The organism is Bradyrhizobium genosp. A, from assembly GCF_049949275.1.
Lineage (GTDB): Bacteria > Pseudomonadota > Alphaproteobacteria > Rhizobiales > Xanthobacteraceae > Bradyrhizobium.
On record NZ_CP188196.1, the window covers coordinates 2,357,094 to 2,370,980 of the forward strand.

11 protein-coding genes are annotated in these 13,887 nt (G+C 57.6%); 3 read left to right on the top strand and 8 right to left on the bottom strand.

From position 1 onward, the window contains the following. Window positions 1-7: 7 nt before the first annotated feature. Window positions 8-940, bottom strand: a complete 933-nt coding sequence (locus tag ACP2YP_RS11085) for a hypothetical protein (protein ID WP_426424156.1) — start codon at window positions 938-940, stop codon at window positions 8-10. A gap of 402 nt (window positions 941-1,342) precedes the next feature. Between ACP2YP_RS11085 and ACP2YP_RS11090 the strand changes: the two genes are divergently transcribed. Both ACP2YP_RS11090 and ACP2YP_RS11095 read left to right on the top strand, forming a co-directional pair. Continuing rightward, on the top strand, window positions 1,343-1,954 hold the full coding sequence (locus tag ACP2YP_RS11090; protein ID WP_426424157.1) for a hypothetical protein: 612 nt from the start codon (window positions 1,343-1,345) through the stop codon (window positions 1,952-1,954). Between the two features lie 281 nt (window positions 1,955-2,235). Beyond that, window positions 2,236-3,381: a DUF2235 domain-containing protein gene (locus ACP2YP_RS11095; RefSeq protein WP_426424158.1), complete on the top strand. Its 1,146-nt coding sequence runs from the start codon at window positions 2,236-2,238 to the stop codon at window positions 3,379-3,381. Between the two features lie 731 nt (window positions 3,382-4,112). Here the strand turns inward: ACP2YP_RS11095 and ACP2YP_RS11100 are convergent. The 4 genes from ACP2YP_RS11100 to ACP2YP_RS11115 form a co-directional block, all read right to left on the bottom strand. Then, window positions 4,113-4,826: a hypothetical protein gene (locus ACP2YP_RS11100; protein WP_426424159.1), complete on the bottom strand. Its 714-nt coding sequence runs from the start codon at window positions 4,824-4,826 to the stop codon at window positions 4,113-4,115. Window positions 4,827-5,290: 464 nt separating this feature from the next. Further along, window positions 5,291-6,211: a hypothetical protein gene (locus ACP2YP_RS11105; protein WP_426424160.1), complete on the bottom strand. Its 921-nt coding sequence runs from the start codon at window positions 6,209-6,211 to the stop codon at window positions 5,291-5,293. 502 nt (window positions 6,212-6,713) lie between these two features. Continuing rightward, complete coding sequence (locus tag ACP2YP_RS11110) at window positions 6,714-7,007, bottom strand: transposase (RefSeq protein WP_426424161.1); 294 nt, start codon at window positions 7,005-7,007, stop codon at window positions 6,714-6,716. Between the two features lie 276 nt (window positions 7,008-7,283). Next, a complete protein-coding gene (locus tag ACP2YP_RS11115; protein WP_426424162.1) occupies window positions 7,284-7,562 on the bottom strand; it encodes a DUF2285 domain-containing protein in 279 nt (92 codons plus the stop codon). Between the two features lie 349 nt (window positions 7,563-7,911). On the opposite strand from ACP2YP_RS11115, the gene ACP2YP_RS11120 reads away from it, so the two are divergent. Next, window positions 7,912-8,814 (top strand): ArdC family protein, encoded by a 903-nt coding sequence (locus tag ACP2YP_RS11120; RefSeq protein ID WP_426424163.1) that lies wholly within the window; start codon window positions 7,912-7,914, stop codon window positions 8,812-8,814. Window positions 8,815-8,845: 31 nt separating this feature from the next. Here ACP2YP_RS11120 and ACP2YP_RS11125 read toward each other — a convergent pair whose 3' ends face one another. The 3 genes from ACP2YP_RS11125 to ACP2YP_RS11135 form a co-directional block, all read right to left on the bottom strand. After that, window positions 8,846-9,028: a hypothetical protein gene (locus tag ACP2YP_RS11125; protein ID WP_426424164.1), complete on the bottom strand. Its 183-nt coding sequence runs from the start codon at window positions 9,026-9,028 to the stop codon at window positions 8,846-8,848. 506 nt (window positions 9,029-9,534) lie between these two features. Further along, window positions 9,535-12,204, bottom strand: coding sequence for a valine--tRNA ligase (locus ACP2YP_RS11130; RefSeq protein ID WP_426424165.1), 2,670 nt, complete (start codon window positions 12,202-12,204; stop codon window positions 9,535-9,537). A 397-nt stretch (window positions 12,205-12,601) separates the two neighbouring features. Further along, window positions 12,602-13,798, bottom strand: coding sequence for an MFS transporter (locus ACP2YP_RS11135; RefSeq protein ID WP_426424166.1), 1,197 nt, complete (start codon window positions 13,796-13,798; stop codon window positions 12,602-12,604). Window positions 13,799-13,887 lie beyond the last annotated feature (89 nt).

A 13,887-nucleotide genomic window follows, 5' to 3' on the forward strand; every position in this document is an offset into this window, starting at 1 on the left:
GACCGCATCACGGCTCGATCGTTTGACGGCCTAAGATGCAGCGCGGCCATTGCGTGGGTGTGATCTGATGACCAGACCCTGTCTCCTTGACACCGTAGTATGTACCAATGAGCCGGAAGTCTTCCGGCAGTAGAGCAATCGCATACGGGTTGGGCGCGAGCTGGAAGTTGCCTCCCAATTCGCCATAGTTATTGACGGCATCGACGCGACAGCAGAGCAACCCGCTGAGCCCGGCATAGTCCTTGCTCTGGAACACGCCGGTCGTAACCTCGATGTCTTCGCCGAGTGCGTTCTTTCCTTTTTTGATGGCGTCGCGCAGCGGATAGCTCGCCCGCACCATTTTCATGGTCTTTGGGTCGACCTCGACCGTGTAGGGCGGACCGGCCGTGTAAGCGGCCTGCAAGATCCGTGGTGGGCTGCCATCGACTTGATCGAACGGAATCGACCAGGGATTGATTGCGATGACGAACGCGTCGTCAGCGGAAACAACGCCCTTCTTCAACCAATTCGCATACTGCTCATTGTATTTGTTCGAGATGCTGTTGAGGTAGCGGAGGATGATCTTCTCCTCCGGAACACCGTCACCTCCGGTGTCCTCGATATAGTCCGGCTTGCCGGGCGTCCCACGGTTTGGCGAGGTCGCCTCAAACCAGATGCGCTTGCCCTTGTATCGAATGCCTACGTCCGGACCTGCAGGCTTTGGGCATGTGACCTCGTATTCCGCTAGAATGAGTGTGGTCGTGAGATACATTTCCCAGTAGCGGGCATCGAACTCCGTTCGAAGTTCGCTCTTGAAATCTCTATCGGCGTAAGGTTCGTAGAACCGCCAGAGATATTCGCAGCGCCAACGCGATGACTGGAGGATCCCATCCTCGGCATCTCGAATATTGCGATAGCCCAGTCCGCAGTCATTCCCATCTGTGAACAGTGCGGTCGCCATGGCTTATTGCTCCCTCGATTAGCGTTGCTCGAAATCAACTGAGGACGGTGAACTGAGGAGGCGCCGTTTTCAGCGTGCCTCGCTAATAGCGCTGCCTATCGATGGTTTCGTGTGGCGCAAGTAATTGAAATGCATAGGAAAGTATATTTGTAAGTTGAAGCGTGTATATCGGAACGGCTATACTGAATAAGTTAAACAATAAGTGCTTCGGCAGCTGGCCAAGGAGCCTGATTATCATGACGACGATTGAAGAGAGATTTCCGATAACTTCTGGCATCGTGCAAGGCACTGTGATTGGAATAACGGTGAGTTCGCTGTCTCCGTTTTCGCCGATCGGCACCGCTTTCTGCACGGCCGCGGCTGTGATAGTTAATATGTGTCTACCACAGATTGAGCGGGCTGATGTCATTAGAAGCGCCGGAAGACGGCTCCGAGAATTCTCCAAAAGCAAACCCCAATAGCTCCAGTCCGCTGAAATCGAAACTCTTCTTTCGTGGCGCATTGACGACCATCGCCGCGGTCGTGGCGTCCCTAATGTTCAAGCCGATCCTCGCTAGCCTTTCAGCGATTTCGGGTGTCGTAACGGTTTGCGAGTCTCAGCGCCTGAATTCCTCAAACGAGTTTCTCCGGACAGCCTGTGCGTTCATAATGCCGGCTCCCTCCGTGAGCCCAGCGGATCAAGCGCCCGAGCTGCAGGCGGATATGGGTAGAGCCCTGATCGGAAACTGGGTAGGCAAATGGGATGAGATCTACGATGCGGAGTTCTACTTTGGAAAAGTAGGTACTTTCTCGTGGAACGACGGCTATCGCATCTCTGCTCACTACAGTATTCGTGAGAATCCGAGCCGCCCCATGGAAGCCGAGGAACTGCTGTGCGTTATAGAGACCCAGACTGAATTACAATGCGACCATCCTAAAATCAGGATCGTCCTTGTGGGTTCTAAGGCCGCCATCGCTACGATAAAATCGACCTATGGTATGACGCGAGTGGCCCATTTGAATAAGCAAAGTTGATCAAGGCCTGTTGTGCTCTTATCGCCTGTGAGTAGTTCTTCTCCGAAAGCCTCACGGTTCACCGGTAGCGAATCCTGAACTGAGCGCGTCCTAGGGAGCGGGCTCTATGCCGCCCGTAGGCGGGCGTCACCAAGCCCCGGAGATCCCGAAGGTGGGATGCCGGGTCTCGGCCCTTCGGATAACGTCGACGTCTTCGAGCACATCAGCTCACCACCGTGTTGTGCAGAGTCGATTAGCGACTTAGGGTTGCATCATTCGTGGCCTTTTGGAGGAAATTTGAAATGAAACGGATTGTGGTTTGCTGTGACGGTACTTGGAATTCGGACGACACCCAAACTGATGACACCAATGTTGCGCTCATTGCTCGATCGGTCCACGGCTCGCAGGAGACCGGAGGCATTTTGCAGATCGTCCTTTACCTGCGGGGCGTGGGCACTTCGGGATTAAAGCTTGAGAGTTTTATTGAGGGGGCCACTGGCGTTGGCGTCGATGATAATATCCGATCAGCGTACCAGTTCATCTGCCAGAACTACCTGCCCGGTGACGAGATCTATCTCTTTGGGTTTTCTCGTGGCGCGTTCACTGCGCGTAGCCTCGCAGGCCTAATCACGGCCTGCGGGATCCTCTTTCGACAGTCTCTGGATGCGCTTCCAGAGGCGTGGAAGTATTATCGCACCCCCAAACCTCACTCGCCTGCCGCTTTTGCGAAGCAATGCTCGGCGCAATGCCATCTTCAACCGGAAGTGACGTTCCTGGGCGTTTGGGACACGGTTGGCAGCTTGGGGATTCCGGGTGGCCTGCTCGCCGCCAAGAACAAAGAGCAATTCGCCTTCCACGACACTAGTCCGTCGCCGCTAGTAAAGCGAGGCGCTCACGCGCTCGCGATCGATGAGCATCGACATGATTTCACGCCAACGTTCTGGACCGGCGCATTGCCGCAAGGCGCGATTATTGACCAGGTCTGGTTCGCCGGCGCTCACTCCGACGTGGGCGGCGGCTACAACACGCGCAGCTTGGCGGATATCCCGCTGGTGTGGATGGCCAAGCAGGCAGAGAAGGCCGGACTTTCGCTCGATTGGACCTGCCTTCCGGACCCGACGATGCTTTCTCCAACTTCAGCCTCGCACGACTCTTCGTCGGGTCTTTTCGCGCTCGACCGCTACCATCCAACCATACGGCAAATCGGGACGAAGAATGGCTCCGTGAAGTTCAACGAGAGTTTGTATCGAGCCTTAGACGAGAATGGCCAACCTGTCGCCACCATCAATGAGGCCATTCATCGCAGTGTGCTGACGCGGTACGCGGGACAGGCTCAGATTTGCTCGGACGACGACAAGGGCGTCTGCAGCCTTGCGGCCTATACTCCTGAGAATCTCGCGCCGTTCTTCAGCGGCAAAAATTTCGCCGGATTGCCCGTGGCCGATTAGCTAGTCACATGATTGTAGTCGCATATATACGGGCTCACCCAGGTGTGTCCCGACGGGTACTACGCGTGATCCGCTCGCGTCCCGCCAGATACCGATTTGCTACGACGAGCCGTGCATTCCTGCTCACCAGCGAGGATGCATGGCTTCCAGCTTCGTTCGATGCATTTCGTCGTTCTGCATTTTGCCCAATTAATCTAGAGTGAGGCGCGCGCCCGGCTTCGCGGGTTGGGCTCTACTCCGTCCGCTTCACGTGCGGCAGCGAGCTCCGGAGATCCCGAAGGTAGGATGCCGGGTCTAGGACCTCCGGGTAACTATCCCACGCGCAAGAAAGAGCGAGCCGTCAAGCAAAGATATTCGTGCGAGCATCTTGCCTGCGGCGCCGCTTCGATGACGTTCCAGCTTCCGCGTTTCGTCCTCCGGCAAGAGCACTGTCACGTCTGATCCTAGCCGGCATATTTGGGGGCGTGCAGCCTCAAAGACAGCCTTCGCCACTGCCCGGCGCACGTCGTATCCATCGCGTAGCTTCTTTCCATGGACGGCGAGCCATTTCTGAATTTTGTCGAGCGTTATCCGCCAGTAGGCGGATTGAAGAAGCACCTCTCGAAAGGTGAAGTCTGCAACAGCATGCGGAGTCAGTCCTTGCTCGCAGAATAAGCTCGTCAAGACTCTGACGGCTCGTTTGCTCAATTCAGTCGACATAGCCTCAATCCAACTTACCACGCGCCGATCGGTCAGTTGCTGTTCGGACTCGTGCCTTTCGTACCTCTCGTTATTGTGGCCTCGTCGACCAAACCCGTTTGAAGCAACTTGTCCCGTACGTCCAACGCTTCCTTGAGGCCGAACATCTGCAAAATATAGATGCGCTTGAGCTTGTTCCCGGCGGTATCAGTTACATCGACGGTAACGGCATGAAGGGTCTTTGTTTGCTCATTGATCGCATGAACGATACGGTCGATCTTTTCTTGTGTAGCGAAACTGCCCACGTAGATTGCGTAGGCTTTATCGGAACCACCAAAAAACGAATTGAGCCCAGCCGCAACACTTCCCTCCTGAACGCCTTGGGCGTATGCGCTCGTTATTTCAAGGAAGGCTACCTTGGCTGCGCTGCCGGTTGAGAATGTCGTCACAAGAGCTGGCGCCGACACACCGAGGGCGAAGAGCTTAATGCGTTGATTTTCAGCGGAGACCCAACCGATTATCGCGCCGAGGATCACAATGAGCGGCGCGAGAATGAAGTACCCGCCAACGATATCGAAAATATATGAGAACGGAATTCCCGCCTTGGTATGTGTTGAGATGAAAGTAACGACCGCAGCGTGATCCTGGCTGATGTACTTTACCAGGATGGCAGCAAACCCGCCAAGTCCACCGACGAGTATTCGTTCAACGTTCGAGTTAACGCGAAGCGGATCGTCGTTTGCCAATGAATTGCTCTGGTCAGGCATGTGCTCCCCCAAAGATAGTATCCTAGTAACTTACCACCGGAGCTGATAGGTGTCGCGGCAATTGGACTTGCTCTCGTCCCAATTTTTGATGCCGCCGGAGGCCGGAATATCGAGCTTGGCGCGCCCGGCTGTACCGGCCGGGCTCTATGCCGTCCGCCTCGCGTCCGTCACCAAGCCCCGGAGATCCCGAAGGCGGGATGCCGGGTCTCGGCCATCCGGTAACGATCCCTTCTGTAATCCGAGTTGCAAGGTCAAGCCCATCTTTCCAGGGAACTGGGATGTCCGGTTTTAGGGTGAAAGCCGCCACCCCCAGATCGAGCGCTGAGGTCTCACTTTGACCCATTCCGGAAATTCAGCGAACCAAATATTTGCGCACGGCATCATCGATTTGGGAGACCACATGAAGTGATTGACGGCGCTCCCTGAAAGCGCCGCGTCGGCAGTGTTGCAACGCGCCCTCAATGCTATTGATTGGGCGTTCGCCGTTCAGCAAGTAATTTCTCTAAATACGAGTTTGCATCGTCGAGCGCCGCCTTAATCGCTTTTATTTGTTCCCCAATATCGAAGGCCACCCACCGATGTAGGAATAGCTCAATATCTCCGGCGCAATCGGCAAGTACCATGCCACGTGGAGAGGTGGCGATTTCCTCGATCATCCGACTCCCGTAGTCTTTTTCTGTAACGTTTTCCCATTGCCGTACCTTCAACAATTCGAACAGCCCTGTCGGAGTCGTTTCCATTGGAAAATCCGCCTCAACAAGTTGCGCTCTCTTCAAGAAATGAATTGCGAGTTCAGAACAAAAAAATGACCTTGGCTCGTTCGGAGGAACGTATCCTACCTCGCCAAAGGCCTGTCGAATGCGTACCTCTCCAAAGCCCATCCTGCTCACGATATCATTCGGTTCCGATGATTGGCGTTGGCCAGAAGCAACCCACTCGGTAAAGCCCTTACCAAAAATATCGACAGCCCTCCTTTTTAAGGCGTCAATAGAATATTCGCTCCCGTGGATCATCAGCACATCGATCGAAAATAGGTCGTAGCAATCAGTGGGAAAATCGGCCGCCTTCGGGGGGCGCAGAACCGTTATTGATATTCGCTCTTGCCAACTTGGAACCAAAACATCTGGCAATGCCACGATGCGCACGCCTGATCCATAAGGGATACCGCTCCAAGACCGCCCCTCGCCCTCGTCCGTATCGGGCATAGCCTCGATCCCGAGACTTTCATTCAAAACAACGACGACGTGGCCGTAGCTATCGATAGCCGCACGCGCGTTTGAATCAACAATTCGTTGAGCGAGCCCAGTCGACAGCTTATCTTTCAAGCCCTGATCTCTGATGAAAATCAGGTCGCCGGTTCGCGGTGTCGGTAGGGCATTGCGCAATGGCCTAGCTCCCTTGGATCCACGGTACATCAGAAAACATAGTAGCGGCTACCTGCTATTCAAATCCCTTGATTTTTGACGTTTCGGAGCAAGCGCCTCTTGAACGAATACGCGCCGCAAAAAAGGGGCCACCATGTCTCTTATTGGCCCATCACGGCCGTCGACCGCTCACCAAGGAATGTCCGCTTCCGAGTTAGGAGACGAAGTGTTCGGCCCAGGCGGCCCCCCCCCCCGTCTGGCGGGTCACGCTCTACTCGCAGGCATACGCCTGCGACCGAAGCCGCGAAGCGTCTCCGCCCCTTGGGTCACGATCGTTGCCGCATACTGCGTCTGCCGGGTCCGCGCTTCTGTTCGGAGTCGGCTAGAGATGGCTCGCTCCATGATGGGGTCCGGCGAGGCGAGGTCGTCCAAGCTCACAGCACGTGCTGGAACGCACAGGGATCGAAACGGACTGACCTTCCCCACGTCCTCGGCAGAGCAGATAGCTACGCCGGAACGATCCTTATGTCGTCCGCGCCGCCGGAGGCTGGCCGAAGCGGAAGTCTGCATCCGCCACCCACATACGGGGCATGATGATAGCCAGCTTTCTGGCTACTGCCACGCATGCCTTCTTCGCAGCTATGCGTTTGGCGAGCTTCACGCCCCATGCTCGCAGGACCGACCATTTCTTCGCGATCCGAAGATGCGAATTTGCCGCCTCGTATAGAGCGTGGCGCATCATCTTGTCACCGCACTTGCTGATATTTCCAGACCGGTCGATCTCACCAGACTGATAAACACGCGGTGTCAGCCCCAAGTGTGCCGCAACGGCCCTCGAATCTTTAAAGCGCGTGGGATCGCCTAGCGAAGGGCTGGGGATCGGATTACCCCAGCTCGCGCAAGATCTTATGAACACCTCGCCGGGGGCACTCGCTGAAGGCGCCCGCCGGCAAGCCGGCGTCGCTATCACTGCCCCGTCAGACGGGTACCCTTTTAACCGGTCTCGGCGTTGCACTCGGACCCGCGTGCCGCCTCCGGCGTCGCTATGCTCACGCTCTCCGGGTGCCTCTTCAGGACCAAACCACACCAGCTGTCAGTTCAAAGTCGGCATGTGGCCGCGCAAGAGACGACCCTCTTCGGTCATCCATTTGGCGCGGGCGAGGTGGCTATCGAAGGCTCGCCGGGCGCGCTCAGGTTCAAACTCGGGATCGATACGCAGCACGATGCGCGCGACCTCCTGCCATTCTGCGCCCTCGGAATCGGCCGCGAGCAGACGCAGATAGATGATGACGTGCTCATGATCGTAGGGCGTCGGCATCGGATCGGAAGGTGCGGTATCGGCGATATCGGGATCGAGCGGCAGCTTCGGCATGAATGTCCCCGCGGAGGGCAATAACGAGCGTCGCCCGATCACCGATTATCAAACCGTCAACCGCGACGGAAGAGCCTGAAAGCGCACCACGTGGTGCTCTGCAAGCACCGCTCTGTTGCGACGAGGTACCGGACGCGACGAAGAGGGCCTGCGGCCCCCAGGCCGTCAAGGTCAAGCCCCCATGAAGTATGGGTGCGGAAAACGGCAGGCCGTGTAGTCGGCCTCGCTGCGCTCGACCTCCGGCCCGCACCACCCTGCTCGTTTTCCGACCTGTGACGACCAACCCCCGCTCATTGCCGCGTGGCTAGTCGGGTTCATGCGAACCCGTAAGCCAAAAAGGAAGCAGGCAATGAGAACGGATGTCTATGAGAAGGTCACCAATCAGATCGTGGCCGAGTTGGAGAAGGGTGTTCGGCCCTGGCAAAAGCCGTGGAACGCATCGCATTCCGCCGGTCGTATCACGCGGCCCTTGCGCGCCAATGGCGTCGCCTATCGAGGTATCAATGTTCTGATGCTCTGGTCGGCAGCCATCGAACAAGGCTACGCCGCGTCCACCTGGATGACCTTCAAGCAAGCGCTGGAACACAAGGCCAATGTTCGCAAAGGCGAACGTGGCAGCCTTGTCGTCTACGCCGACAAAATCATCAGCACCGAAACCGACGCCGCCACCGGCGAAGAGGCCCAGCGAACTGTTCCCTTCATGAAGGGCTATACTGTTTTCAACGTCGAGCAGATCGATGGATTGCCCGACCATTTTTATGGCAAGCCGGAGGCTCGACCGGACCCGGTGCGACGCATCGAGCACGCGGAAGCGTTTCTCAACGCGACGGGTGCCAATGTCGTGCATGGCGGCAGCCGCGCCTGCTACGTTCCCTCGACCGACAATGTCCATTTGCCGTGCATCGATTTCTTCCGCGATGCCGAAAGTTACTACGCAACGCGCGCCCATGAGGCCACGCACTGGACCGGGCACCCCTCACGCCTCAATCGGGATTTTGGCCGCAAGCGGTTTGGCGATGAAGGCTACGCCATGGAGGAACTGGTCGCGGAGCTTGGAGCGGCTTTCGTCTGTGCCGATCTCGACCTCACGCCCGATATCCGGGATGACCACGCGGCCTATATAGCGTCCTGGATCAAGGTCCTGAAGAACGATAAACGCGCGATCTTCTCGGCCGCATCGCATGCACAACGGGCAGCCGACTACCTGAACAGCTTGCAGCCGGCTGCCGAAACACAGCGTGGCGAGGTATAGGGGCCTGATGCCACGTGGCTTCGTCGCACTCTCAGCGACGATGGCCGAGGCTGATGCCGAGTTTCTGCGCCTTTTGCCGAAGCGAGCCTTCGCTCCGCTTTGTCAGTTTTGCGATTTTTACGACCGGCGTTCGCGCCTTGGAGTGAGCGCGCAATTCCTTCACGTCGGCGCTTGTATATTCGCGACGAACGATCTTCTTCGCTTTCTTTGTCATTGCAGTTCCAGTTTGTCGGGAGCGCGCTTGTAGCACGGCCCGCATGAGCGTCAATCGTTCGCGCGAACAACAGTGCCGTCGGCCTAAAGCGGTTAGTCTAACGGGTCACCACTCTGGCAGTCGCAGGCGGCCGACATTACCGCGATTCTGCCACTTCTGTTCGATGTCGTCCGCGACGCATTGAGGCGGTTGCTCTGCGCCTTCCATCTGTTCGGATGGATCGAGCTTGGTGTCCCGTCCCACGCGGCACGCCCGGTAGCCGGCCGGCCTTGGCCTGCAGATATTCGGTCAGCCGGCGGCCGCTATAAGGAAATTTCTTCGGCCGGCAACACAGACCCGGCTTCCCCCATACGGCCACCCATCCTCCCGGGCACGAAACAAAGGAGGCAAGAGTCGCGACTTCCGAACTATTCCTCCATGAGGCGCCGTTGTCTGCCGGCAAGAGCCGGATCAATCATCATTTGCCGAGCCATGTCGTTACTCGCGTGCCCGTGACGACAGCTCGATCAGTGGAGGACGGCCAGCAGCCGAGCCAGCGCGGCTTCCAGCTTGCTTTTCGCGGCCTTGGTCTCAGCGAGACGCTCGCGAGTATTCTCGACGACCTGTTCCGGGGCGCGAGCGACAAAGTCCGCATTGTTGAACTTCTTGGATAGTGCGTCAGCCTCTGCGCCCAGGTTGGCCACCTCCTTAGCGAGGCGCGAGCGCTCTGCGGTCAGCTCTATGAATTCCGCGACCGGGAGCGCCAGCGTGGCGCCGTCGATCACATAGGAGATCGCTCCCGCAGGCACGGCGTTGACGAACCGCACTTCGGAGACGCGGAGGAGCTGCGCGACGAGCGGCGCGCTGGCCTTCAGCGTCTTGCGTTGCGTCTCGGAGGCCTCGACCACCAGAAGCGGGGGACGTGCGGAAGGAGGGACGTTCAGCTCCTGGCGCACCGATCGACCTTCGGAGATGGCGTCGATGATCAGCCGGATTTCGGTATCGGCGGCCGGATCGATCAGGTTCTCAGCAAGCCGCGGCCAGGCCGCAGTCATCAGGAAGCCCTGGTGCTCACGCGCCGCGCCGAGGTCGGTCGTCTGGGCCCAAAGCTCCTCGGTCAAAAATGGCATGACCGGATGCAGCAGTTTAAAGATGACGTCCAACACCCAAGCGGTGACAGCACGGGTCTCGTCGCGAGCCGCAATGTCTTCACCGCTCAGCGTGGGCTTGATCAGCTCGACGTACCAGTCGCAGAAGACATTCCAAATGAATCGGTAGAGCGTGTCCGCAGCCTCGCCGAAGCCACACTCCGCCAACGCCCCGGTCACAGCTATCGCCGTACGGACCGTCTCGCCAACAATCCAGCGGTTCAGTGGCGTCGTCGCCCGATCCGGCGAAAATCCCGCTTCGCGCGCGCAGCAGTTCAACTGGGCGAAGCGCGTGGCATTCCACAGCTTGGTGCCAAGATTGCGATAGCCTTCGATGCGCTGCCGCGAGAGCTTGATATCGCGTGCAGCTCCGGACATGGCCGTCAGCGTGAAGCGCAAGGCGTCGGCTCCAAACTCGTCCACCAGTTCCAGAGGGTCCATAACGTTCCCCTTGGACTTCGACATCTTGGCGCCGCTTGCATCTCGCACCAGGGCGTTGATAAACACCCGCTTGAACGGAGCTTTCCCTGTTAGCTGCAGCCCCTGCATCATCATCCGTGCGACCCAGAAAGGTATGATATCGAAACCTGTAATGAGGGTGTTCGTCGGATAGAAGCGCTCGAGATCGCTTGTCTTCTCGGGCCAGCCAAGGGTCGAGAATGGCCACAGCGCCGAGGAAAACCAAGTGTCGAGCACGTCCTCGTCTTGAGTGAGCGGCTCGTCATGGCCATAGTGCGCGGCGGCATGAGCCTTGGCTTTCTCTTCGGTCTCCTCGACGAAGATAGCGCCGTCCGGGCCGAACCAAGCCGGGATGCGATGACCCCACCAGAGCTGGCGCGAGATGGTCCAAGGTTGGATGTTGCGCATCCACTCAAGGTACGTCTTTTCCCAGTGCTTGGGCATGAAGACCGTATCGCTCTCAACAACGGCCTTGATCGCGGGCTGCGCCAGAACTGCGGCGTCCACGAACCACTGGTCAGTCAGAAAGGGCTCGACCACCACGCCCGAGCGGTCGCCGTGGGGCACCATGTGGCGAGCTTTCTCGATTCCGCGCAGCAGACCCAGGGCCTGACAGGTTTCGACCACCTTCTTACGTGCGGCGTACCTGTCGAGCCCGCGGAAAGCCTGCGGAGCATTCTCGTTAATGCGTGCAAACTCGTCTAGAATATTGATCATCGGCAGGCCATGGCGCTTGGCGACTTGGAAGTCGTCGAAGTGATGAGCGGGTGTGATTTTTACCGCTCCGGATCCCTTTTCGGGATCCGCATACTCGTCGGCCACGATCGGAATCAGCCTCTCGACGATCGGTAGGATGACCTGTTTACCGACGAGATGCTTGTAGCGCTGGTCATCCGGGTGCACCGCGACTGCAGTGTCACCCAGCATGGTCTCAGGACGCGTGGTGGCTACAGCGATCTCGCCGGAACCGTCCGCCAGCGGGTAGGCGAAATGCCAAAACTGACCGTCAACCTCACGCTGCTCAACCTCAAGGTCGGAGATCGCGGTCTGAAACTGAGGATCCCAATTCACCAGGCGCTTGTCACGGTAAATCAAACCCTCCTTGTAGAGGTCGACGAACGCCTTGCGCACCCCGCGCGAAAAGCCCTCATCGAGGGTGAAGCGCTCTCGGCTCCAGTCACAGGAAGCGCCTAGCCGGCGCAGCTGGTGAACAATGTTGCCGCCGGACTTGGCTTTCCACGCCCAGACCTTAGCGAGAAACTCCTCCCGGCCCATGTCGCGGCGGTTGATGTCCCCATCCTGCGTGAGTTGGCGCTCGACCACCATCTGCGTCGCGATGCCAGCGTGATCAGTACCCGGTAGCCAGAGCGCTGCCTTACCGCGCATCCGCTCAAAGCGGATCAACACATCTTGCAGAGTGCTGTTTAGCGCATGGCCAATGTGCAGGGATCCCGTCACGTTCGGCGGCGGCATGACGATCGAGAACGGTTCCGCTCCCGGATCGCCCGTTGGCGCAAAGACGCCCGAAGCTTCCCAACTGGCGTATAAGCGCGGCTCGACGCTCTTGGGATCGAAGATCTTTTCAAGCATGGTTTTCTCCATCGATACTGCAGATGGAGAATTCCGATCCATCCGCAAATGGGGGATCGGAAGGCGGCGTTCGGCGACCGCGATTCACGTCCCCAACAGAGGACGGCCTACAACCTCGTTACGTGACGTACGAATATCCATGTTTCTCGACTAGCGCATCTTCGCCTCATGCACAAGCCGCATCTGCCGCACTTGCATGATCGCGATGCACCGCGCGCATGATGGTCATCATGGTGATCGACCGACCCACGCTCACTCTATATGTGCGTCGTTGACAAGCCTGTTAACCATTGAATCTCGTCTTCCTTTCAGGAGAATTCCGGATGTGTTTTCGACCTTCGACGCCGCGCTTGTCATACGCTCCGAGCCTCGCTTCGGAAGACCAGCTTTCGCTCGGCTAGCGCCTGAACAGCAAAAGGCTAGCGGCGCTCGCCGCTATCACACTGCCGCACAGCGCGTAGAGCTGTGCCTCAGTAAACTCCGCGAATATTGTTGGCAGGCAGTATATTACAATGCCGGCGGTAGCCGTAACCAATGTTGTTAGCGCTTGCACCCTGCCAATAAAGGCTGTTTCTACGAGTGTCAGCAGCGCGGCGTCTGCGGCCGCGCGAGAAAGGCTCCAGAGAACTCCGACCAAGGCATAAATTGCAATTGCTGTCGTCTGCTGCTCCGCAAATGAGAAGAGGAGAAATGACAATCCGGCGGCAACAAGCAAAGGGACAACCACTTGCCTTAGTTTTTCGGCCAAGGAGGGACTTGCAGTAATGGCGACGGCCACAAATCCCGCGGTTGCAGCGATCATCTCCAAGGCTCCAAAAAGCCTGGTGCTGCCCTCCAGCTTATTCACCACGAACCCGGGGAGCAAAAGATTTGTCGTCTGAATGAGCGCGAATGCCAAGCCGACCGCAATCGTTGCAGTGAGTGCATCGACATCTCGACGGAGATATTCGAGTGCCCGCCGAGAGGCGCCGAACAATCCAAACGTGCTTGTGATCGCAGGAGCGTGAGACACTGGGGGGCGTATCAATTCTAGGCACAAGACTGTGAACAACGCCAGCACTGATAAGAACAAGGCGGTTGTTGACGAGCCGAATTTGTCAATCGATAAACCGGCCAGGCCGGTGCCGGCCGCGATCCCAATCTGCTTTGCAAGCGACATCTGAAACGACACTCTCGCTCTGTCATTCACAGCAACATTCATTCTCGTTAGCGCACTAATGGCGCCCATCTGCAGTGAGAACCCGAATGTTCCGAGGGCGCCCGAAGCCATCAAGGCGACACGCGGAGAAATTCCATGGGAGACTAGCTCCGGTAAAGCGAGACCTATGAACCCAACCGCACGCAACGTTTGCCCGGCGGTCGCAGCAACACGTTTATTGTGCTTGTCCACGATATGGCCAGCGACGGGTGCCAGAACGAAAGTTGAACCACTGGTAAAGATCAAAACCCATCCAACGAGCTGAGTTCCGCCGTAATGAAAGGCAACCCAGGACGAAAGGACGATGCCAGCTCCGACAAGCATGAAGGAGACGTACAAATATAGCAGGAGCGCCAGTCTGACACCCGAGGTCTTCATGAACGTTGGTTCAGCCATCGTGCAACGCGTAAGAGTCAGCCCCACTCACAGGCACGCATGCATAGCAGATGTAATTGCGAAGAGCGAGCTGCTCCTCTATGCCAGAA